This is a genomic window from Humibacillus sp. DSM 29435 (genome assembly GCF_001758225.1).
In the GTDB taxonomy this organism is placed as follows: Bacteria; Actinomycetota; Actinomycetes; order Actinomycetales; family Dermatophilaceae; genus DSM-29435.
The window spans coordinates 86,058-108,064 of record NZ_MAST01000012.1 but is presented as its reverse complement, the minus strand read 5'-3'; the positions used below and the strand labels follow the sequence as shown (position 1 = coordinate 108,064).

General features: G+C 70.0%; 22 protein-coding genes. 18 read left to right on the top strand and 4 right to left on the bottom strand.

What is annotated here, in order from left to right:
- Window positions 1-83 precede the first annotated feature (83 nt).
- The gene (locus BA895_RS09695) at window positions 84-842 is read left to right on the top strand and encodes an ion channel (RefSeq protein ID WP_083283170.1); all 759 of its coding nucleotides are present in this window, start codon (window positions 84-86) and stop codon (window positions 840-842) included.
- Window positions 843-871: 29 nt separating this feature from the next.
- Here the strand turns inward: BA895_RS09695 and BA895_RS09690 are convergent, their stop codons facing one another.
- Window positions 872-2,089, bottom strand: coding sequence for a dipeptidase (locus tag BA895_RS09690; RefSeq protein WP_070191983.1), 1,218 nt, complete (start codon window positions 2,087-2,089; stop codon window positions 872-874).
- A 37-nt stretch (window positions 2,090-2,126) separates the two neighbouring features.
- Here BA895_RS09690 and rimO point away from each other — a divergent pair, with 37 nt between their 5' ends.
- From rimO to BA895_RS09660, 6 genes are read left to right on the top strand one after another with little or no spacing between them, the layout of a single operon-like run.
- On the top strand, window positions 2,127-3,677 hold the full coding sequence (gene rimO, locus BA895_RS09685) for a 30S ribosomal protein S12 methylthiotransferase RimO (RefSeq protein WP_070191681.1): 1,551 nt from the start codon (window positions 2,127-2,129) through the stop codon (window positions 3,675-3,677).
- Window positions 3,674-4,318, top strand: a complete 645-nt coding sequence (gene pgsA, locus BA895_RS09680; RefSeq protein WP_070191680.1) for a CDP-diacylglycerol--glycerol-3-phosphate 3-phosphatidyltransferase — start codon at window positions 3,674-3,676, stop codon at window positions 4,316-4,318. Before rimO ends, pgsA begins: the two co-directional genes overlap by 4 nt.
- A gap of 14 nt (window positions 4,319-4,332) precedes the next feature.
- On the top strand, window positions 4,333-4,971 hold the full coding sequence (locus BA895_RS09675; RefSeq protein ID WP_070191679.1) for a CinA family protein: 639 nt from the start codon (window positions 4,333-4,335) through the stop codon (window positions 4,969-4,971).
- Entirely contained in the window at window positions 4,949-5,242 is a 294-nt protein-coding gene (locus BA895_RS09670; RefSeq protein ID WP_070191678.1) for a helix-turn-helix domain-containing protein, read from the top strand. The genes BA895_RS09675 and BA895_RS09670 overlap by 23 nt, the downstream gene beginning before the upstream one ends.
- A gap of 10 nt (window positions 5,243-5,252) precedes the next feature.
- Window positions 5,253-6,173 carry a serine hydrolase gene (locus BA895_RS09665; protein ID WP_070191677.1) on the top strand — a complete coding sequence of 307 codons (921 nt, stop codon included), beginning with the start codon at window positions 5,253-5,255 and terminating at the stop codon, window positions 6,171-6,173.
- Window positions 6,170-7,285, top strand: a complete 1,116-nt coding sequence (locus tag BA895_RS09660; protein ID WP_070191676.1) for a mandelate racemase/muconate lactonizing enzyme family protein — start codon at window positions 6,170-6,172, stop codon at window positions 7,283-7,285. Before BA895_RS09665 ends, BA895_RS09660 begins: the two co-directional genes overlap by 4 nt.
- Before the next feature lie 113 nt (window positions 7,286-7,398).
- On the opposite strand, the gene BA895_RS09655 is transcribed toward BA895_RS09660, so the two are convergent.
- Window positions 7,399-9,105 (bottom strand): DUF3352 domain-containing protein, encoded by a 1,707-nt coding sequence (locus BA895_RS09655; protein WP_070191675.1) that lies wholly within the window; start codon window positions 9,103-9,105, stop codon window positions 7,399-7,401.
- 162 nt (window positions 9,106-9,267) lie between these two features.
- Here BA895_RS09655 and BA895_RS09650 point away from each other — a divergent pair, with 162 nt between their 5' ends.
- The 4 genes from BA895_RS09650 to BA895_RS24435 all read left to right on the top strand — a co-directional run bounded on the left by BA895_RS09650 (window position 9,268) and on the right by BA895_RS24435 (window position 12,109).
- Entirely contained in the window at window positions 9,268-9,567 is a 300-nt protein-coding gene (locus BA895_RS09650; RefSeq protein WP_083283169.1) for a DUF3046 domain-containing protein, read from the top strand.
- A gap of 6 nt (window positions 9,568-9,573) precedes the next feature.
- Window positions 9,574-10,134: an O-acetyl-ADP-ribose deacetylase gene (locus BA895_RS09645; RefSeq protein WP_070191674.1), complete on the top strand. Its 561-nt coding sequence runs from the start codon at window positions 9,574-9,576 to the stop codon at window positions 10,132-10,134.
- Window positions 10,135-10,337: 203 nt separating this feature from the next.
- Window positions 10,338-11,378 (top strand): recombinase RecA, encoded by a 1,041-nt coding sequence (gene recA, locus BA895_RS09640; RefSeq protein WP_070191981.1) that lies wholly within the window; start codon window positions 10,338-10,340, stop codon window positions 11,376-11,378.
- A gap of 2 nt (window positions 11,379-11,380) precedes the next feature.
- Window positions 11,381-12,109 (top strand): regulatory protein RecX, encoded by a 729-nt coding sequence (locus BA895_RS24435; protein ID WP_254666405.1) that lies wholly within the window; start codon window positions 11,381-11,383, stop codon window positions 12,107-12,109.
- 93 nt (window positions 12,110-12,202) lie between these two features.
- On the opposite strand, the gene BA895_RS09630 is transcribed toward BA895_RS24435, so the two are convergent.
- Window positions 12,203-12,805, bottom strand: a complete 603-nt coding sequence (locus BA895_RS09630; RefSeq protein ID WP_070191673.1) for a YceI family protein — start codon at window positions 12,803-12,805, stop codon at window positions 12,203-12,205.
- Between the two features lie 152 nt (window positions 12,806-12,957).
- Here BA895_RS09630 and miaB point away from each other — a divergent pair, with 152 nt between their 5' ends.
- The 6 genes from miaB (at window position 12,958) to dapF (ending at window position 19,358) form a co-directional block, all read left to right on the top strand.
- Window positions 12,958-14,520, top strand: coding sequence for a tRNA (N6-isopentenyl adenosine(37)-C2)-methylthiotransferase MiaB (gene miaB / locus BA895_RS09625; RefSeq protein WP_083283168.1), 1,563 nt, complete (start codon window positions 12,958-12,960; stop codon window positions 14,518-14,520).
- Between the two features lie 128 nt (window positions 14,521-14,648).
- Window positions 14,649-15,284, top strand: coding sequence for a peptide deformylase (def, locus tag BA895_RS09620; protein ID WP_070191672.1), 636 nt, complete (start codon window positions 14,649-14,651; stop codon window positions 15,282-15,284).
- A complete protein-coding gene (gene miaA, locus BA895_RS09615) occupies window positions 15,281-16,213 on the top strand; it encodes a tRNA (adenosine(37)-N6)-dimethylallyltransferase MiaA (protein ID WP_070191671.1) in 933 nt (310 codons plus the stop codon). The genes def and miaA overlap by 4 nt, the downstream gene beginning before the upstream one ends.
- A gap of 118 nt (window positions 16,214-16,331) precedes the next feature.
- On the top strand, window positions 16,332-16,667 hold the full coding sequence (locus BA895_RS09610; protein ID WP_070191670.1) for a helix-turn-helix transcriptional regulator: 336 nt from the start codon (window positions 16,332-16,334) through the stop codon (window positions 16,665-16,667).
- Window positions 16,664-18,490, top strand: coding sequence for a SulP family inorganic anion transporter (locus BA895_RS09605; RefSeq protein ID WP_070191669.1), 1,827 nt, complete (start codon window positions 16,664-16,666; stop codon window positions 18,488-18,490). The genes BA895_RS09610 and BA895_RS09605 overlap by 4 nt, the downstream gene beginning before the upstream one ends.
- A 16-nt stretch (window positions 18,491-18,506) precedes the next feature.
- Window positions 18,507-19,358 (top strand): diaminopimelate epimerase, encoded by an 852-nt coding sequence (dapF, locus tag BA895_RS09600; RefSeq protein WP_070191668.1) that lies wholly within the window; start codon window positions 18,507-18,509, stop codon window positions 19,356-19,358.
- A 268-nt stretch (window positions 19,359-19,626) separates the two neighbouring features.
- Here dapF and BA895_RS09595 read toward each other — a convergent pair whose 3' ends face one another.
- Window positions 19,627-20,235: a class I SAM-dependent methyltransferase gene (locus BA895_RS09595; RefSeq protein WP_070191667.1), complete on the bottom strand. Its 609-nt coding sequence runs from the start codon at window positions 20,233-20,235 to the stop codon at window positions 19,627-19,629.
- A 230-nt stretch (window positions 20,236-20,465) separates the two neighbouring features.
- Between BA895_RS09595 and hflX the strand changes: the two genes are divergently transcribed.
- Window positions 20,466-21,959 (top strand): GTPase HflX, encoded by a 1,494-nt coding sequence (gene hflX / locus BA895_RS09590; protein WP_070191666.1) that lies wholly within the window; start codon window positions 20,466-20,468, stop codon window positions 21,957-21,959.
- Window positions 21,960-22,007 lie beyond the last annotated feature (48 nt).

The window sequence follows — 22,007 nt, the reverse complement described above, 5'->3', positions numbered from 1 at the left end:
GCCCCGCCGGCTGCCTGGACCGTTGACACCGCGCTGACGGCTCTTGACGCGATCTTGACGCGCCGGTCGGTAGAGTCGCGCAGGTGAGTGCTTCCCTCGAGCTGTGGCCGTCGTCACCACGAAGGTCGGGCCCACCCAGCCGTTTCGACCGCGTCCGCCGTGGCATCGCCGAGACGCCCAGCGCGATGCTGCTCTTCGTTCAGCTGCTCGGCATCCTCGTCTACCCGTACTTCGACACCTCGACACCCGGCGAGTACCGCCCCTACGCGCGGGCCCTGTTCGGCATCTTCGGGCTGCTCGTGCTCTTTCTCGCGGTCCGTGCGGCGCGCGCGACCCCGGCTCTGACCTGGGTGGCCATCGGGTTGGGCCTGCCCGTCGTCGTGCTCACGGTGCTGGAGGCCTTCTACCCCGATCCCACGCTCATCTTCGTCTCATCGGTGCTGCACGCGCTGTTCTACTTCTACACCGCCTACGGGCTGATCCGATACATGTTCGCCGACAACTGGGTCACCCGAGACGAGCTCTACGCCACCGGAGCGACCTTCACGGTGGTGGCCTGGGGGTTCGCCTATCTCTACCTGGCCGTGCAGCATCTGTTCCCCGACTCGTTCATCATCACCACGGTCAAGGGCGTCAGTGCTCTCGGCGACCGCAGCTGGTTCGAGCTGCTCTACCTCTCGATCGCCAACATGACGGGCACCGGGCTGTCCGACGTCTACGCGATCACGCCCCACGCGCGCTCGTTCATGCTGCTCCAGCAGATCTTCGGCATGCTCTACGTCGCTCTCGTCGTGGCCCGCCTGGTCGGCCTCACCATCGCCCGCTTCCGCAACAACGGCTAGCCGCCGGCTACTTCCCGCTGGTCGGTCGATCAGCTGTCGAGCTCGGCGATGGTGCGCAGGCTGGGCGCGCGACTCGCCCGCAGGTCGCGGGACACGGCCTCGACGTCGCGCATCACGCGCAGCGTGTTCGCCCGTGCGAGCTTGCCCAGGTCGTCGCGCGACCAGCGGCGGTCGATGAGGGCAGCGACGAGACGCGGGTAGCCGCTGACGTCTTCGAGCCCCACCGGAAAGGTGTCGGTGCCGTCGTAGTCGCCACCGATCCCGATGTGGTCGATGCCGGCGACCTCGCGCACGTGCTCGAGATGGGCCACGACCTGCTCGATCGTGGCGTCCGGCTTCGGATGCTGCGCCGACCAGGACGCGCTGAAGCGCTGGAAGGCGACGAAGTCGGAAGCGTCGACACCGACCTGCGCCGCGGCCGCCGCCGCCTCGACCCGCCAGGCCGCCGTGGCGGGGGAGACGAACTCGGGAACCAACGTCACCATGCAGGTGCCGCCGTTGGCGGGCAGGCCGGCGAGCACGTCGTCAGGCACGTTGCGCGGTGTGTCGCAGACGGCGAGGGCGGAGGAGTGGCTGAAGATCACCGGGGCCTCGGCGGCGTCGAGGGCCGCCCGCATCGTCGTCGGCGCGACATGGCTGAGGTCGACCATCATCCCGAGGCGGTTCATCTCGCGCACCACCTCGCGGCCGAACGCGGTCAGACCGCCTGCAGCCGGTCGGTCGGTGGCCGAGTCGGCCCAGGGCGTGTTGTCGTTGTGGGTCAGGGTCAGGTAGCGCACCCCCAGGGCGTGCAGCATCCGCAGCGCCCCGAGCGAGCACCCGATCGAGTGCCCTCCCTCGGCGCCGAGCAGCGAGGCGATCCGCCCGGATGCCGTGGCCGCCTCGACCTCGTCGGCCGTGCGCGTCAGCACCAGGTCGCCGGGGTAGCGCTCGACCATCTGGTGCACGGCATCCACCTGCTCGAGGGTGGCCACGACGGCCGCGTCACCCTGCAGCGTGCTCGGTACGAACACCGACCAGAACTGGCCCCCGCCCCCGCCGCAGCGCAGGCGGGGCAGGGCGGGGTTCGTCGTGCCCAGCACGGTCGCGATGTCGAGCCGGTCGAAGTCGTAGCCGACCTGCTGACGCAGCTCCCAGGCCAGGTCGTTGTGGCCGTCGATGAGGGGATGCTCGACGAGCAGTGCGCGAGCCTGCTCGAGGGAGCGGTCGACGGGGTCGCTGACTGCGGGTTGTATCGCTTCGGCCATGTCGGCCATTGAACACCGCGCCATCTAGAGTGGGCGCATGACCCCGCCGGACAAGAGCGTCGCGCTCGTGACGCTCGGATGTACCCGTAACGAGGTCGATTCGGAGGAGCTCGCCGGTCGACTCCTGGCCGGGGGGTGGCGTCTGGTCGACGACGCCTCCGAGGCCGATGTCGCGGTCGTCAACACCTGCGGCTTCGTCGAGCAGGCCAAGAAGGACTCCATCGACGCCCTGCTCGAGGCCTCCGATCTCAAGCGTGAGGGTGGGCGCACCCAGAAGGTGGTGGCCGTCGGCTGCCTGGCCGAGCGCTACGGCGAGCAGCTCGCCGACCAGCTGCCCGAGGCCGACGCCGTGCTCGGCTTCGACTCCTACCGCGACATGAGCAACCACCTGCAGACCATCCTCGACGGCGGCCACATCGCCAGTCACACCCCGGGCGACCGTCGCCGACTGCTCCCGCTCACCCCGGCGGCCCGCCCCGAGCAGGCGGCGCACGTCGCCACTCCGGGTCATGGTGACCCTGCCGATGCGGCCGATGCGGCCGATGCGGCCGATGCGCCGGGGCTCGCGGATGCCGTCGACGGTGGCCTGTCGGTGCCGGCCACCGGGCCTCGCGTCATCCGGGCCCGCCTCGACGGCCGGCCGTGGGCGCCGCTCAAGATCGCCTCCGGCTGCGACCGACGCTGCTCGTTCTGCGCCATCCCCATGTTCCGCGGCGCCTTCGTGTCGCGGCGCCCGGCCGACGTCATCACCGAGGGCCGCTGGCTCGCGGAGCGCGGCGTGAAAGAGCTCTTCCTCGTGTCCGAGAACTCGACCTCCTACGGCAAGGATCTCGGCGACCTCGGCCTGCTCGAGAAGCTGCTGCCCGAGCTGACCGCCATCGAGGGCATCGAGCGGGTGCGGGTCTCCTACCTGCAGCCTGCCGAGATCCGGCCCGGGCTGCTTCGCGCGATGGCCGACACCCCGGGCGTGGTGCCCTACTACGACATCTCCTTCCAGCACGCGTCCGAGCCCCTGCTTCGCTCGATGCGCCGGTTCGGTTCTCGTGAGGCCTTCCTCGAGCTGCTCGCCAAGGTGCGCGCGGATGCCCCGACGGCCGGCATCCGCTGCAACGTCATCGTCGGCTTTCCCGGCGAGACGGAGGCGGATGTCGACGAGCTCGAGGCCTTCCTCGTCGACGCCAGGCTCGATGTCGTCGGCGTGTTCGGCTACTCCGACGAGGACGGCACCGAGGCCGAGTCCTTGGCGGCCAAGCTGGCGCCGGAGGTCATCGCCGACCGTCTCGACCGCATCACGCGCCTCGTCGAGGAGCTGATGGCCCAACGCGCCGAAGAGCGCGTCGGTGAACACGTCGAGGTGCTCGTCGAAGAGGTCGACGAGTACGAGCTGACCGGTCGGGTCACGGGCCGTGCGGCCTTCCAGGGGCCCGACGTCGACGGCACCACCGCCGTCGTGCTCCCCGACGGCGCTCCGGTTCCTGAGGTGGGCGACCTGCTCCGCGCAGTGGTCGTCGACAGCGAGGGAATCGACCTCGTGGCCGAGCTGGTCCCTGCCGCTGGTGGTGCTGCGCTCGTGGCGGAGCCGACTTGAGCCCGCACGTTGGGGAAGGCCCCGCGCCCCGGCCCACCGACTGGAACGTTCCCAACGCGCTCACCGTGCTGCGCATCCTCCTCGTGCCCGTCTACGGGGTGCTGCTGCTGCACGACAGCGGCGCCCAGCCCTGGTGGCGGTTCTGGGCCTGGGCCGTGTTCGCCGTCGCCGCCCTCACCGACGGCCTCGACGGCAAGCTGGCCCGAAGCCGCGGTCAGGTCACGAACTTCGGCAAGGTGGCCGACCCGATCGCCGACAAGGCGCTGACCGGCATGGCCTTCATCGGGTTGTCGCTGCTGGGCGACATCTGGTGGTGGGTGACCGTCGTGATCCTCCTGCGCGAGTTCGGCATCACGCTGATGCGCTTCATCGTCATCCGGCACGGGGTCATGCCCGCCGGCCGCGGCGGCAAGCTGAAGACGATGCTCCAGACCTTCTCGCTGGGGTTGCTGACCTTTCCCCTCAGCGTTCTTCCGCTGGCCGAGGTGTGGAGGTGGGGGGCCTACGGCATCCTCGCAGTGGCTCTGGTGGTCACGGTCGTCAGCGGGGTCGACTACGTCTTCAAGGCCGTCACCCTGCGTGAGACGAGCGCGCGCACCCGGGCTCGTCGGGCCCGGCGGGCTGCGGCGAAGCGCGAGTGAAATGCGTGTGACGCGTGAGCTGCGGTAAGGGCAGGGACGCCAGCGCCACGGCATCCGACCTCGTGCGCCACCTCACCGACGTGGGTGAGACGGTGGCCGTCGCCGAGTCCCTGACCGGCGGTCTCGTGGCGTCTGCCCTCGCTGACGTGCCCGGTGCGTCGGCCGTGCTGCGCGGCGGCGTGGTGGCCTACGCTGCCGACCTCAAGGTCAGTCTGCTGGGGGTGCCCGCCGCGCTCATCGAGCGGGTCGGCACCGTGCACCCCGACGTGGCGCTCACCCTGGCCGACGGTGCCCGCACACGTCTCGGGGCCACGTGGGGCCTGAGCACGACCGGTGTCGCAGGGCCCGGGCCGGCCGAGGGAAAGCCGGCCGGCACGGTGTACGTGGCCGTCGCGGGCCCGTCGGGAACAGCGGTGCGCGAACTGTGGTTGAACGGTTCACGGGCCGACGTGCGACGCGAAACCGTGAACGCGGTGCTGCGCCTGGCGGCCCAACGGCTGGGTGTGCCTGAGCAATCCGCTGCGCCGTCAGGTGAGCGTGGGGGTACGGTGGACCTGTTCGATGTGCGGCCCGACGATCTTGGGCCGCCCGCAGAACCAGCAGGCGATGAACGAACCGAGGGAGGAAGCCATGACCACGCTGCTACGACGTGAGATCGGCGATGTCCTTCGCGAGCGCCGCCGCTCCCAGGGCCGCACCCTGCGCGAGGTGTCAGCCACTGCCTCGGTGTCGCTGGGCTATCTCAGCGAGGTCGAGCGAGGCGAGAAGGAGGCCTCGTCCGAGCTGCTGTCCTCCATCTGCGGCGCGCTCGAGCTGCCGCTCTCGACGGTGCTGATCGACGTGTCGGCGCGAATGGCAGAGTCCGAGGGCCTCGTGCAGCCGGTGCCGCTGCCCGTGGCACCTGCGGTCGCCTCAGCCGCCTGAGCCGCCCCTCATGACCCAGGCACCGCCGGCCTTCGCCGCGCTCGAGCAGCGCATCGAGGCCGTGAGCGCCGAGAGCAACGACACCGTCGTCTCGGTGTGGCTCGGCGACCTGTCGGGGACCGCTCGGTACACGAGCCACGCCCACACCGGTCACTACGCGGCCTCGACGATGAAGCTACCGCTCGTGCTGGCCTTCCAACGCCTGGTCGTGAGCGGGCGGCTCCACCCCGAGCAGCCAGTGGCCGTGCACAACACGTTCCACTCGGCCGCCGACGGTTCAGTGTTCTCCCTCGACCCGACCGACGACCAGGACCCCGACACGTGGGCAGTCATCGGTGGGTCGGTGGCTGCGGCGCAGCTGGCCGAACACGCCATCACGCACTCGGGCAACCTGGCCACCAACCTGCTGCTCGACCTGGTCGGGCGCGAGGCCGTCGCCCAGGTGCTCGCCGATGCCGGCTGCTCAGCGACCACGGTCGTGGGCCGCGGCATCGAGGATGCCGTGGCGCGTGAGCGGGGCATCAGCAACACCGTGACGGCCGCCGACCTCGGGCTGCTCATGGCCGCTGTCGGTCGACGAGAGCCGGCCCTCGGGGGCGAGGCCGTGTGCGGCCCGGTCGAGGCGATGCTTCGTCGCCAGCTGCACCTCGACCAGATCCCCGCCGGGCTGCCAGCCGGCATCCCGACGGCGAGCAAGTCGGGTTGGGTTCCCGGGGTCTCGCACGACGCCGCGCTGGCCTGGCCGCCCGGCCTGCCCGCGTTCGTCCTGGTCATCTGCACGACCGTCGACCGCGACGAGACAGAGGCGGCTCCCCTCGTGGCGTCGATCGCGTCAGACGTGTGGGCGGCCGACCACGCCGACGCCGCCGAAACCGCTGCTACCGCTGCTACCGCTGGCCTGGCCCCGGGGCGTCCGACGCAGGGCCGATGACACGCATCGCGTCGGTGTCGGCCACGTCGACCTCGGTGGCCCTGCACACCCCGTTCGTCACCGCGCTGCGACGCACCCAGACCACCGACACCGTTGTCGTGACGATCACCGACACCGACGGGCGCACCGGATGGGGTGAGGCTCCTCAGGTGTGGCAGGTCACGGGCGAGTCGCTGGCCGGTGCGACCGCCTGCATCGAGACGATGCTCGCGCCGGTGCTCGTCGGCCACGACCTCGGTGACCGGGAGGCTCTGGCGGTGGCCGCCGGGCTGGCCCAGCGGTCGGTGGCTCGCAACTTCGGTGCCAAGGCAGCGGTCGACGCCGCCCTGCACGATCTGCTCGCGCAGGCGGAGGGCATCACCTTGGCCGCCCTGTTGAGTGGCTCGGCAGCCGGTGCCGCGGTCGGCCTCCCGTCGGGGCTGACCACCGACGTCACCCTCTCGGCGGGCGCCGCCGAACAGCTCGCCGAGACGGCCCGCACGCGGGTCGCCGAGGGGTTCACGACGGTGAAGATGAAGGTCGGCACCGACGCGGCGACCGACGTGGCGCGAGTGGCCGCGGTGCGGGCGGCGGTCGGTGACCGCGTCGGCATCCGCCTCGACGCCAACCAGGGCTGGAGCCGCGACGAGGCCGTCGCGGTCATCCGGGCCCTTGACGAGGCCGACCTGGCCGTGGCGTTCGTCGAGCAGCCGCTCGTGGCTGAAGACGTCGAGGGCCTCGCCTGGGTGCGTTCACGGGTACGGCTGCCGATCATGGCTGACGAGTCGTGCTACGGACCGTTCGACCTCGAGCGGATCATCCGCCTCCAGGCCGCCGACCTCGTGAACGTCAAGCTGGCCAAGTGCGGATCGCTCACGGTCGGCCGGGCCATGTTGCGCCGAGCCCGCGAGGTGGGCCTGGGCACGATCGTCGGCTCGATGATGGAGAGCCACATCGGGTTGGGGGCCGCTGCCTCGCTGGTGGCGGCCGAACCGACCAGCGAGGTGAGCGACCTCGATGCCGCCTGGTGGTCGACGAGATCGCCTGTCGTCGGTGGGATCGCCTACTCGGGTAACGAGATTCGACTACCGGCCGGGCCCGGCCTGGGCATCTCCGGCTGGCGTCGAGACTGAGACGGCCGGCCTCCCGCGACCACGAATGACGAACAGAGCCCCGCCGAAGCGGGGCCCTGCTCGTCAGACGCCCCGAGCGGCGCCCACAGACCTGGCAGCCAGTGCGCGCGGTCTCAGTTGCCGACCACCCGGAAGGAGAAGGAGCCCTCGCCCGCTCCGGTCACCGAGGTGCTGAGGCCCACGGCGCGCAGTGCCTCGACTGCCGGCCTGGCGTCGGCCGGAACGTCGGCGATGTACTGCTTCTCGAGCTTGTCGAGGTTGACGTACATCGAGAAGACCGAGCTGCTCGGGTCGCTGACCGCAGCCTTGAAGGCATCCGAGTCACCGAGCTTGCCGCCGCTCTCCAGCTTCGACAGGTAGTCGGGCGTCGTGGCCAGCACGAGCCGGTCGCCGTCGACCTTGCGGGTCAGGAAGCCGGACGCGTCCACGGCATCCTCAACCTTGCCGACGAGCTGGTCGGCCCGCGCGGCGTCACTCGAGACGATCTTGGCGCCGACGACGGGCTCATCCTGACCGAACTGCTGGTCGGGAAGCGCGATGGTCATCGACTTGCCGAGGAGCACCTTGAGGTCGTCGGGCAGCTTGACGTCGAGCTGGCTCTCGAGCTGGCCGATCACGTCGCCCTGCCCGGAACCCGACGCGGCCGAGTCGATCTGCTTCTTCAGCGCAGGCCAGGCCTGGTCGACGACCTGGTCGGTACCGGCCAGGTGCAGGGCAGCCACGGTGTCGTCGGGAAGGTTGGCCAGCTGGGTGCCGTCGCCCTTAATCGCACTGATTCCCGCCGCCTGCTTGAAGCCCCGGCTGACCCCGGCGAGCTCGACGTAGCCTGGGTCGAACCGCACCGCGGCCGCCACCCGACCCTTCACGTCGGCGCCCGCGGTCGAGAGGCCGGCGGCCTGCTTGCTCAGTTTCTGCACCTCGGGGATGCCGGCGCCGGCGTCGAACCACATCGACATGACGCCCTGTTCGCCGAGAGCGCTCATGTCTCCCGAGAAGTTGGCGTTGGCGGCCAGGGTGCCCGCGTTGACGGCGTTGATGGTCGCGTCACCCTTGCCCTTGGGGGTGATGATGGCGTAGCCGTCCTTCATGCGTACGTCGGTCTGGTCGGAGCCGCTGCACGCGAACATCCGGCCCAGCACGTCCTGGGCCTTGCCCTCGTCCTTGACCTGCACAGCCAGCGCGAGGTTGGGGTCATCGGATGTGCCACCCGGCCGGAGCGCCACCCCGACCCGGTCGCCGAGCCAAGGAGCGATGTCACGGTCGTAGGTGAGCTTGGAGATGCAGTTCTTCGTGTCGTCCTTGACGACGAGGTCCCACAGCTTCTGTCGCGGGTCGCCCGAGCCGAGGTTGTCCTTGACCTGCGGAAGCTTGTCGAGAAAACGCACCGCAGAGATCTTCTGGCCGGCCGACGGGTCGACGTCGAGGCGGAAGTACAGGTAGGCGTCGCCGGGGAGCACGTCGGCGGGCTGGGCGCCGCCACCACTTAGCTTCTGCGCTGCGAAGACCGCGCCCCCGCCCAGCACGAGCGCGACGGCGAGGCCACCGACGAGCAGCCCGGCGCGCTTGCCGCCCCTGCGGCCCGAGACCTTCGCGGGCGCCTCGTCGGCGAGCGCGACCCCGACAGCGGAGGAGGCAACGATCGCCTCGGGGGTGCCGGTGGCGGGCGGTGGCGTCTGCGGGTACTGGTAGCCGCTCGGCATGGCCTGGGTCTGGTGGGTCGGGATCGACCGGGTCGTGCTGCTGTCGGTCGGATGGCCCGGTGTGTGATCCGGCGTGTGATCCGGTGTGGGTGGCGTGGTTGAGTCGGTCGAGTCGGTCATCGGTGTTCCCCCTGGCAGTGACGAATGCGGGCGGGCCCTGGTGTTTCGCAGGGTCTGCCGAACTGAGATGGTACCTGCCCACAACGATGTTCTCTGGCGTTCCGGGCAGCCGTTCGACGGCGACCCGGGGCCCGGCGGTTCCCGCGGTGGCACACTGTTCTGGTGCGACTCAGCCACTTCTGGATGCTCATGAACGACGAGTTCGGTTCTGCCTACGCCGGCTCGCTGGCCCGCGACCATGTGCTCGGGGCCCTGGGAAACCGCAGCGCCGCGCAGGCTCTCGACGACGGCGACCGACCGCGCGACGTCTGGATCGCCCTGTGTGACGACATGGACGTGCCGCCCGCCAGACGCCTCGGCGCCGACGACCGAGCGGCCCCGGGAGCGTCAGCAGGGGCGGCGGCAGCGACGCGAGCCTCGACGCAAGCCTCGACGCAAGCCTCGACGCAAGCCCCGACGTAGGCGTCGATGAACAGCACCGTCGACGACCGCACACCGCACCCGCCGGCATCCGGCCGGGTGACCCTGCACCGGGGTGACATCACCACGGACGCCGCTGCTGACGCGATCGTCAATGCCGCGAACTCGACTCTGCTCGGCGGTGGGGGAGTCGACGGCGCGATCCACCGGGCGGCCGGGCCGGCGCTGCTCGCCGAGTGCCGACAGCTCGGTGGCTGTATCGCCGGCGACGCCAAGGTCACCGGCGCGGGACGGCTGCCCGTCGACCGCGTGATCCATACCGTCGGACCGGTCTGGCGCGGCGGTGGCGCTGGGGAGGCGGCCCTGCTGGCGTCGTGCTACCGGTGCAGCATCGAGGTGGCCGACACCGCTGGTTGCGCCGTCGTCGCCTTTCCGGCGATCTCCTGCGGTGTCTACGGCTACCCGCTCGAGGAGGCCGCCGCCGTGGCGACCGCTGCCGTGCAGGCTGCGCTCGCGGCGCACCCCAGGGTGCGTGAGGTGCGGTTCTGGCTCTTCGGGGACGCGGCGTACTCCGCGTTCGAACGGGCCCTGCACCGACCGATCGGCTGACCGGCGTGTCGCGATGGTCTCGAACATCTGTTCGGTAGTGTTCTCCACAGGTGGTCCGCCCTGCACCCATCGTCCACAGGCCGTCTCGTGGAACAACCCGATGTCGGTGGTGCCGCCTAACGTCTGACCCGAAGGCACCTCTCGAGGTGCCACCAGGGTCGCAGCTGGACGACCGCAGAGAAGACGGCAGACAGGTGACCGACATGGCAACGATGGACAAGGACAAGGCCCTCTCCTCGGTGATGGGTCAGATCGAGAAGAGCTACGGCAAGGGCGCCGTGATGCGTCTGGGCGACGACATCCGGCCGCCGATCGCGGTCATCCCGACCGGGTCGATCGCCCTCGATGTGGCACTCGGGATCGGGGGTCTGCCTCGCGGCCGGGTCGTCGAGATCTACGGCCCGGAGTCGTCGGGAAAGACGACGGTCGCCCTGCACGCGATCGCCAATGCGCAGAAGGCGGGCGGTATCGCAGCCTTCATCGACGCCGAGCACGCGCTCGACCCCGACTACGCCAAGAAGTTGGGCGTCGACACCGACGCCCTGCTCGTGAGCCAGCCCGACACCGGTGAGCAGGCTCTCGAGATCACCGACATGCTGATCCGCTCCGGTGCGATCGACATCATCGTCATCGACTCCGTGGCTGCGCTCGTGCCGCGGGCCGAGATTGAGGGCGAGATGGGTGACAGCCACGTCGGGCTGCAGGCCCGCCTGATGAGCCAGGCCCTGCGCAAGCTCACCGGGGCGATCAACAACACCGGCACCACGGCGATCTTCATCAACCAGCTCCGCGAGAAGATCGGCGTCATGTTCGGCTCGCCCGAGACCACCACCGGTGGCAAGGCCCTGAAGTTCTACGCCTCCGTGCGCCTCGACGTCCGCCGCATCGAGACGCTCAAGGACGGCACCGAGGCCGTGGGTAACCGCACCCGGGTCAAGGTCGTCAAGAACAAGGTGAGCCCGCCCTTTAAGCAGGCGGAGTTCGACATCCTCTACGGCCACGGCATCTCCCGTGAGGGTGGGCTGATCGACATGGGCGTCGAGCACGGCTTCGTGCGCAAGGCCGGTGCTTGGTACACCTACGAGGGCGACCAGCTCGGGCAGGGCAAGGAGAACGCCCGCAACTTCCTCAAGGACAACCCCGACCTGGCCGATGAGATCGAGAAGAAGGTCAAGGAGAAGCTCGGGGTCGGGCCGCGGGTCGACCAGCCCGCTGAGGTCTCGGACGTCCCCGTCGACTTCTGACCGTGGTTCCGCAGCAGGTCGCTGAGGGTGCAGGCTGCTCTGGCGGTGGCGGGTCGCTCGCAGACCGACTGTCTCGAGCGGCCGCCGTGCTGGCCTGCGCCGAAGCGGAAGCGGGGCGGCAGCGGCCACCCGCCGCCGAGCCGTCCCGGTCGGCCGGGCCCAACAAAGCGGGCAGCGAGGCGGGCGACGATGCGGGCGGCGGCGGCGAGGCGGGCGCCCACCCGAGGGGTGACGCAGAGAAACCAGACGCCGACGCCGAGTCAGTGGCTCGGGCGATCGTGCTGCGCCAGCTGAGCATGGCGGCGCGAAGCCGGGTACAGCTCGAGAGAAAGCTGCGTCAGCGGGGCTGTGACGACTCCGTGGCGGCCACGGTGCTCGATCGCATGACCGAGCTGGGACTGATCGACGACGAGGCCTACGCCGGCATGTTGGTGCGCGAGAAACACGCCAGCAAGGGACTGGCCCGCGGGGCCCTGGCCCATCAGCTGCGTCAGCAGGGGATCGACCCCGAGCTCGCTGACGAGGCACTCCAGCAGGTGGGGGCAGGTGACGAGCGACTGCGCGCCGAGCAGCTGGCGGCGAAGAAGATGCGCACGATGGGTGGCCTCGCGCCCGACGTGCAGGCCCGGCGGCTCGCGGCGCTACTGGCACGCAAGGGCTATCCCGGTGACATCGCCTGGCCGGTGGTGCGCGACGCCATCGCCGGTGCGCCCGAGCACCAACGCGACTGAGCGGTCCTCGACGTGCGTGAGGAGCAACGACCAGCCGGTCGTCGCCCCTCACGGGTCCGTGGAGCAGTCACACGGACTCTTGATGCTGCTGGGTCAGGCCTGGGCTGCCACGGTGGCGATGGCCGAGATGTCGAACTCGAGGTTGACCTTCTCGCTGACCAGCACGCCGCCGGTCTCGAGCGCTGCGTTGAACTTGAGGTTCCACTCGGTGCGGTCGATGCTGACGGCGCCCTCGAAGCCGACCCGGGTGTTGCCGAACGGGTCCTTGGCCGAACCGGTCTCCTCGAAGGGGATCGTGACCGACTTGGTGACGCCGTTGATGGTGAGGTCACCGGTGATGGCCCACTCGATGCCATCGCGCTCGACGGAGGTCGACACGAAGGTGGCCTCGGGGTAGTTCTCGATGTCGAAGAAGTCAGGGGTCTTGAGGTGGCCGTCACGCTGCTCGTTGCCGGTGGTGACGCTGGCCGTCTGGATCGTGATGGTGACCGAGCTGTTGGAGGGCGTCTCGGTGTCGACGTGCGCTGTGCCCTCGAACTCGCCGAAGTGACCGCGCACCTTGGTGACCATGGCGTGGCGGGCGGTGAAGCCCAAAGTGGTGTGGCTCGCGTCGATGTCGTAGTCGCCCTTGATGTCGGAGACGGCCGAGGAGGCCTCGGCGACGTTGTCTTCCTTGCTGCGGCTGAAGAGTCCCATGTTGATCCTTGTCTTTGCGGGTGAGGGGTGGAGAAGCGGTACTTCTGGGTAAGCTACCGTTGAAATATCAATCGTATCTGCAAACGGGGACCATGGTCAAAATATTCCGCGGGCCGGCCCCGCGTGCGCCAGCACGTACCCTTGTCGGTGCCATGACAAGTCAGACCACCCAGCCGAGCCTCGACTCGATGCCGCCAGCGCCCAAGACCTACGACGTGCGTACCCACGGTTGTCAGATGAACGTCCATGACAGCGAACGCCTCGCCGGGCTGCTCGAGACCGCGGGGTACATCGACCTCTCCAGCCTGCCCTCAGGGGAGCGGGCCGAGACTGCCGATGTCGTCGTCTTCAACACCTGTGCGGTGCGCGAGAACGCCGACAACAAGCTCTACGGCAACCTGGGGATGCTGCGGGCGGCCAAGCTGAAGAACCCCGACCTGCAGATCGCCGTGGGCGGGTGCCTGGCTCAGAAGGACCGCGGAGTCATCCTCGAGAGGGCGCCGTGGGTCGATGTCGTCTTCGGAACCCACAACATCGGGTCTCTGCCGGCGCTGCTCGACCGGGCCGCTCACAACAAGCGAGCCGAGCTCGAGATCCTCGAGAGCCTGGAGGTCTTCCCGTCGACCCTGCCGACCCGGCGTGACTCGGCCTACAGCGCCTGGGTGTCCATCTCCGTCGGCTGCAACAACACCTGCACCTTCTGCATCGTCCCGAGCCTGAGGGGCAAGGAGGCCGACCGCCGCCCGGGCGAGATCCTCGCCGAGATCGAGGCTCTGGTGGCTCAGGGCGTCGTCGAGATCACCCTGCTGGGCCAGAACGTCAACACCTACGGGGTGCAGTTCGGCGACCGGTTGGCCTTCGGCAAGCTGCTGCGGGCCTGCGGCGAGATCGACGGTCTCGAACGAGTGCGCTTCACCAGCCCGCATCCGGCCGCCTTCACCGACGACGTCATCCTGGCCATGGCGCAGACCCCGAACGTGATGCCCAGCCTGCACATGCCCTTGCAGTCGGGCTCCGACAAGGTGCTGCGCGACATGCGGCGCTCCTACCGCAGTGCCAAGTTCCTGCGCATCATCGACTCCGTGCGCGAGCACATCCCGGATGCCGCCATCACGACCGACATCATCGTCGGCTTTCCCGGTGAGACAGAGTCCGACTTCCAGGGCACGCTCGACGTCGTGCGGGCGGCCCGGTTCTCCAGCGCCTTCACCTTCCAGTACTCGATCCGGGCCGGCACGCCGGCCGCCACGATGGACCACCAAGTGCCCAAGCCTGTCGTGCAGGAGCGGTTCGAGCGGCTCGTGGCCCTGCAGGACGAGCTGAGCTGGCAGCAGAACCGCACCCTCGAGGGCCAGAACGTCGAGGTGCTGGTCGCCCCGTCGGAGGGACGGAAGGACGCCGCGACCAAGCGGCTCTCCGGCCGCGCGCGCGACAATCGGCTGGTGCACTTCTCGGTGCCCGACGGCGGCGAGGTGCCTCGGCCTGGTGACGCCGCGACCGTGGGCGTCACGTACGGGGCGCCGCACCACCTGGTGGCCGACTCGGCGCTGCACGGCGGGGCGTATGCCGTGCGCCGCACCGCCGGGGGAGACGCGTGGGCCGCTCTGCAGGACGCTCCCGACCGCGCCCGGAAGCCTGCGGTGAGCCTCGGGATGCCGGCCGTCGGTCTCCCAGCGGCCGCTCCGGCATCCGCCCCCTCGTGCTCCAACAGCTGACACTCCGCGAACGACTCGTTCGAGGTCGAACGCGGTGGTATGCCGGCCCGTTCGACCACTGACCCGTCGTTCGGGGTAACTGCGGCGGGGATTCGGGCCCGCGGGTGGGCTCATGCTTGACTTGGCCCATGACCGTGCGACCCATCGTCATCATCGGTGAACCCGTGCTGCATCGCGGCGCCGCCCTCGTCACGACGTTCGACGACGAGCTGCGGACGCTGGTCAGCGACATGCACGAGACCAACGTCGCCGCCAACGGCGTGGGCCTGGCCGCCCCGCAGATCGGTGTGGGGCTGCGGGTGTTCGTCTGGAAGATGACCAACGACGACGGTGTTCCCGAGAGCGGTCACCTCATCAACCCGACGGTGACGACCTCGCGAGCCCCGACCGACCGGCCGGATCCGAACGAGGACAGCGAGGGTTGCCTGTCAGTGCCCGGTGAGTCGTTCGCCCTCAAGCGCCCGCTGAGTGCCCATGTCGTGGGCTACGACCTCGACGAGAACCTTGTCGAGTTCGATGCAACGGGCTGGTTCGCCCGGTGCATGCAACACGAGTACGACCACCTCAACGGCACCCTGTACGTCGATCGGCTCGCTGACCGACAGGCCAAGAAGGCCCGGCGTGCGGTCAAGCGCAACGGCTGGGGCAAGCCCGGCCACGCCTGGCACCCGGGCGTCGATGTCGACCCGTTCGGCCACGACGAGGCTCACGACGATGAGCATCACGCGCACGCCGACGGGCACACGGGCGAGCTCGCCGGGTGACCCATCCCGTCGTTGCCGTGGTCGGCCCGACGGCGACGGGCAAGTCCGAGCTCGGCCTGCTGCTCGCCGAGCACTTGGGCGGCGAGGTGGTCAACGCCGACGCCATGCAGCTCTACCGCGGGATGGACATCGGCACGGCCAAGCTGACCGAGACCGAGCGTCGTGGGGTCGCCCACCACCAGCTCGACGTGCTTGACGTGACGCAGGAGGCGAGTGTGGCCGCTTACCAGGTGGCCGCGCGCGACGACGTCGCTGCCATCCGCGACCGCGGCCACGTGCCGGTGCTCGTCGGAGGCTCGGGCCTCTACGTGCGAGCCGTGCTCGACCGTCTGGAGATCCCGCCCACCGACCCGGAGGTGCGACGCTCCATCGAACGTGAGGCGGATGCCGTGGGGGCGCCGGCGATGCACGCCCGGCTGGTGGCCGCCGACCCCCAGGCGGCCGGCCGGATCCTGGCGACCAACCTGCGTCGCGTCGTGCGAGCCCTCGAGGTGATCGAGCTGACCGGCCGGCCCTTCAGCGCTTCCCTGCCCCGGCGGGAGTTTGTCTCTCCTGCAGTGCTGCTGGGCCTACGAGCGGATCGCAGCGTGCTTGACGAGCGCATCGTCAGGCGGGTGGCTCACATGTGGGAGGCAGGGTTGAAGCAGGAGACTGAGATGCTGCTCGGCCGCGGCCTCCGAGACGGGGTCACCGCCGCCCGGGCCATCGGCTACCGCCAGGCCGTCGCGGTGGTCGACGGCGTCCTCGGCGAAGACGAGGCCCGCGCCGACACGGTTGCCGTGACCTGCCGCTACGCCCGACGGCAGGAGTCGTGGTTCCGGCCCGACCCCCGCATCGTCTGGATCGAGGCGACGGACGGCGACATGGCCCGAGTGCTCGACGACGCCCTCCGAGTGCTCCGGGCCAGCGGAGGCGTCGAAGGCGTCTGAGGGCCCGAGACTGGGCCGCCTGACGATGTCGGCCCCGCTGACGGGGGGCGATGCAGAGGCGCGCTGCAAGACTTGATAATGTTTGCAACTATTCAAGTCATCAGCGAGAGGTTGTTTCGTGAGTGTCCCGCTCTATCAGGCCAAGGCAGAGCTGTTCAAGACGCTCGGTCACCCGGCCCGCATCAGGATTCTCGAGCTGCTCTCCGAGCGTGACCACGCGGTGCACGAGCTGCTGGACCTCATCGACATCGAGCCGAGCAGCCTCTCTCAGCAGCTGGCTGTGCTGCGGCGCACGTCGCTCGTGACCTCCGCGCGGGTGGGGGGCGAGGTCATCTACTCGGTCAGCGTCCCAGAGGTGCGCGACCTGCTCCTCGCCGCCCGCGGCATCCTCTCCGGCATCATCGCCGCACAGGGGGAGCTCGGTTCCGAGCTGAGCCCGACGGCCACCTCGTGACGGGCCGGCCCGACACGTCGGGGCCGCGGGTCGTGGCCCGTGAGGCGTGGACACGCGTGCGGAGCCTGGCGCCCCGCCGGTCCGACTGGACGTCGGTGCGCTGGGGTCGCGACCTGCCGGCCGGCCTCATGGTGGGCCTGGTGGCACTGCCGCTGGCGCTCGGCTTCGGGGTGAGCTCCGGGATGGGCGCGACGGCTGGGCTGGTGACGGCCGTCGTCGCGGGCGTGGTCGCGGCGACCTTCGGTGGCAGTCGGGTTCAGGTGAGCGGGCCGACGGGCGCCATGACCGTCGTCCTCGTGCCTATCATCGCCACCCATGGCCCCAACGGTGTGCTCGTCGTCGGGCTGCTGGCGGGCCTGTTCCTCATCGGTCTCGGCTACGCCGGAGCCGGGCGGTTCATCCGGTACGTGCCGGTCCCGGTCGTTGAGGGCTTCACCCTGGGAATCGCTGCGATCATCCTGCTTCAGCAGCTGCCAGCCGCCCTCGGCGTCCGCGCGGAGGGGGAGAAGGTGCTCGGTCAGGCAGTCGGTGCGGTGGGTCGGTGGGCCGGCGAACCGCACTGGGCCCCGACGCTCGTGGCCGCGGCGGTCGTGGCTGGCGTACTTCTGCTCGCGCGTCTGCGCCCCGGTGTTCCCTGGACCCTGGCCGTCGTCGTGCTGGCGACCGCCGCCAACGGGCTGTTCGGTCTCGGCCTGGCCACGATCGGCACGATCCCCGCCGGTCTACCCGCGCCGTCTCTGCCCGAGATCGTCGTGTCCGACCTCGGCTCGCTGCTCCTGCCCGCCGCCGCCGTGGCCGCCCTCGCCGCACTGGAGAGCCTGCTGTCGGCCACGGTGTCCGACGCTATGACCGTCGGCCAGCGACACGACTCCGACCGCGAGCTCGTCGGGCAGGGGCTGGCCAACCTCGCTGCTCCGCTCTTCGGCGGCATCCCCGCCACGGCGGCGATAGCGCGGACGGCGGTCAACGTTCGCTCGGGAGCGGTGTCGCGAGCGGCGGCCGTCACGCACTCTGCCGCGTTGCTCGTCATCATTCTCGTCGCCTCGAGATGGGTCGCCCTGATCCCCATGGCGGCTCTCGCCGGCGTCCTCATCGCCACGGCGGTGCAGATGGTGCGCGTCTCGAGCCTCGGGGCGCTGCTGCGCTCGACCCGGGGTGACGCCATCGTGCTCGTCGGCACCGCAGGTGCCACGGTGCTGCTCGACCTCGTCATGGCGGTGCTGCTCGGCCTCGTGCTGGCCGGCTTCTTCGTGCTGCGGCAGGCCGCGGCATCCGCCCAGCTCGAGGAGGTGCCCCTCGACGACACCGATCACGCCGACGAGGAGCTGGCCCTGCTCGACGAGCACATCATCGCCTACCGCATCGACGGGCCGATCTTCTTCGGTGCTGCCCACGACTTTCTGCTCGAGCTCACCCAGGTGAGCGATGTGCGTGTCGTCGTGCTGCGCATGGCGAGGGTGACCGTCATCGACGCCACGGGGGCCACGGTGCTGGCTGACACCATCGCGCGACTCGAGGCCCGCGGCATCTCAGTGCTCCTTTCTGGCGTGCGGCCCCAGCACGAGCGGGTCCTTCGCGAGCTCGGCGCCTACGACCGACTCGCCCACGAGAACCACCTCTTCGCGACAACGCCGGACGCGATCGGCCACGCGCGGCTGCACGCCTCTCGCGTGCCACACCAGCCAGGACGCGCCACGGAAGGGCACGAGCCCGCGACACCTGGCCCCGCTGTCGGGCCCGTCGTGCCTGACGCGCCTGACGCGCCTGACGCGCCTGTGGGCGCCACAGGCAGTGGACCCGACGAGCCCCGCTCGGCGTCGTGACGCAGAATGACTGACCATGACGCGCTTCACGAAGGGCCACGGCACCGAGAACGACTTCATTCTGCTGCCCGACCCCGACGGTTCGCTCGAGTTGACTTCCGCTCAGGTGCAGCGCGTGACGAACCGGCACGCCGGCATCGGGGCCGACGGGGTCATCCGAGTCGTTCGCACCGAGAACGCCGACGACGCCACCGTTCGGGCGCTCGCACCCGGCGCTGAATGGTTCATGGACTACCGCAACGCCGACGGATCGCTCGCCGAGATGTGCGGCAACGGCACCCGCGTCTTCGCCGCCTACCTGCGCCGCGAGGGCTTGGTCTCAGACCGTGAGTTCGCGATCGCCACCCGAGGCGGCGCGAAGGTGGTTCGCGTGACCGACGATGGGTACGCGGTCGACCTCGGACCGTGGCGTCTCACCGACGAGGCGGGGGCCAGGCGTGACGGCTTCGACGTGATGGTGCGGGCTCGGTTCGGCAAGCCGATCCCGGCGTTGTCACTCGACCTGGGCAACCCGCATGCCGTGGTCATGCTGCCCGAGGGGATCACCCTCGAACAGCTCGACCTGACCGAGCCGCCCGAGGTGCACCCCGAGCCGCGCGACGGCGCCAACGTCGAGTTCGTGCACGCCGTCGGTCCCGGTCACATCGCGATGCGGGTTCACGAGCGCGGAGTGGGCGAGACGCGCTCGTGCGGCACCGGGGCCGCTGCGGCCGCCCTCGCCACCCGGTTCTGGTCGGGGGTCGAGAACGAGAGCCCGTGGGTCGTCGACGTTCCCGGGGGTCGTCTGGTCGTGACGCCGCTCGCTGGCCAACGGGTCGAGCTGGCCGGCCCGGCCGAGCTCGTGGCCGACGGTGAGTTCTTGCTCTGACACCTCACCCGTGTTGCGCGTCGTGCAGCCGGTGTCGTCAACTCCGCCGCTCCGCACTTTTTGCGCGTCGCGCCGCGCGTCGCGCAGTCGGTGTCGTGGATCCAACACTTTTGGCGCGTCGCGCGGCGCGTCGCGCAGTTGGTGTCGTGGATCCAACACTTTTGGCGCGTCGCGCCGCGCGTCGCGCAGCAGGTGTTGTTGACGGTGGGGGTCCAGGTGGCGGCGGTGGTCCAGGAGGGGCAGGAGGTGCCGGCGGCTGGGCCCTCGTTCAGCGGCGCACCTCCAGGATGCGGAACGCCTTGGCCGAGGCGAAGCGGGTGCAGTGCAGGCCCCACGGCTGCTGGTTGAGCCACTTCTGCAGGGAGTCGGAGCCAAGGTGCTTCTGCACCACCAGGTGAGCCACCCCATCGTCGGTGAGCCTGGGCAGCCACCGTTCGAGGATGCCGTGCAGGGCCGGCTTGCCGACGTGGATCGGTGGGTTGCTCCAGATCGTGCTGAAGCGCAGGCCGTCGGCGATGTCGTCAGGCTCGCCGAACGTCACGTTGTCGAGCGCGAGCGCGGAGGCATTCGATCGGGCCAGCTCGATCGACCGGCGGTTGACCTCGACACCCCACACCCGCGCCTCAGGCGAGCGCAGAGCGAGCGTGATCGCGATGGGGCCCCAGCCGCATCCGATGTCGAGCAGGTCGCCGGTCGGGCTCGGATCGGGCGCACCGGCGAGCAGCACTGCAGTACCGGGGTCGAGGCGGTCGGGGGAGTAGACGCCACGGGCGGTCGTCAACTCGAGGTCGCGACCCTCGAGCCGCACCCGGATGCGGCGCAGCTCGGCCTCGGTGGCCGGCTCCGCCGAGAAGTAGTGGTCGGTCTGCTCGCTCATTGCCCGCAACGCTAGCGACCGCGCTCCTGCTGCGCGAACGACTCGTTCGAGGTCGAACGCGACGGTGTACCACCGTGTTCGACCTCGAACGAGTCGTTCGCGGGGAAAGTGGGGGGCTGAGAGGGGGGACGGGGATGGCCGCGGGGGGATGCACGACAGAGCGGTCGGGAGGGGCTCAGGGCACAAACGAGTGGCTCACAGCGTTCACTTGGTGCGACCCTAGGGAGAACATGACGACGAACCGCACCAGCCGACCCGGCCAGACCAACCTCTTCACCACCCGCGCCGACGCACTGTCCGACGACACGTTCGACGGTGACCTTGATCGCGACGGGGCACCCCGCCCCCTCTACGACGGGGACCAGCTGGAACGCGACGAGCGTGCTGCCCTGCGCCGCGTCAGTGGCCTGTCGACCGAGCTCGAGGACGTCACCGAGGTCGAGTACCGCCAGCTGCGCCTCGAGCGGGTCGTGCTGGCCAGCGTCTGGAGCGACGGCACCACCGCCGACGCCGAGAACTCGCTCCGCGAGCTGGCCGCCCTGGCCGAGACCGCCGGGTCGACCGTGCTCGAGGGCGTCATGCAACGCCGTCAGAAGCCCGATGCCGCGACCTATCTGGGCAAGGGCAAGGCCATCGAGCTGCGTGACATCGTGATCGCCGAGGGCGCCGACACCGTCATCTGCGACGACGAGCTTGCTCCGAGCCAGCGCCGGTCGTTGGAGGACGTCGTCAAGGTCAAGGTCATCGACCGCACCGCCCTGATCCTCGACATCTTCGCCCAGCACGCCAAGAGCCGTGAGGGCAAGGCCCAGGTCGAGCTGGCCCAGTTGCAGTACCTGCTGCCCCGCCTTCGTGGTTGGGGTGAGTCCATGTCGCGCCAGGCCGGTGGTCAGGCCGCGGGTGGTCAAGGCATGGGCTCGCGTGGCCCGGGTGAGACCAAGATCGAGCTCGACCGGCGCCGCATCAACACGCGCGTCGCCAAGCTCAAACGCGAGATCAAGGACATGAAGACCAGCCGCGACACTCGCCGCCACTCGCGGCAAGCGGGTGGGGTGCCGAGCGTGGCCATCGCGGGCTACACCAACGCGGGCAAGAGCTCGTTGCTCAACCGGCTCACCGGGGCCGGGGTGCTGGTCGAGAACCAGCTCTTCGCCACGCTCGACCCGACCGTGCGGCGGTCCCAGACCGATGACGGTCGCATCTTCACCCTCGCCGACACGGTCGGCTTCGTGCGCTCCCTGCCGCACCAGCTCGTCGAGGCGTTCCGTTCGACGCTGGAGGAGGTGGGCGACGCCGATCTGCTGCTGCACGTGGTCGACGGGTCGCACCCCGACCCCGAAGGGCAGATCACGGCCGTGCGCGAGGTGCTCGCGCAGGTGGGTGGTGACCGCATCAAGGAGGTCATCGTGATCAACAAGGCCGACATCGCCGACCCCGAGGTGCTGGATCGTCTGCGTCGTCACGAGAAGCACGCCATCACCGTCTCGGCCCGCACGGGCGAGGGGCTCGACGCGTTGCGCGAGCTGATCGCCACCGAGCTGCCCCAGCCCGAGATCGAGGTCGAGGTGCTCGTACCGTACGACCGGGGCGACCTCGTCTCGCGCCTCCATGACGAGGCCGAGATCCTCGAGAGCAGGCACGGCGCCGAGGGCACCCACGTGCGCGCCAAGGTGAGCTCCGCCATGGAGGCCGAGCTCTCTGCCTACACGGTCATCGCCAGCTGACATCGCCAGCTGACAGCAACAGCTGACATCGCCACCTCACCCGGCCGT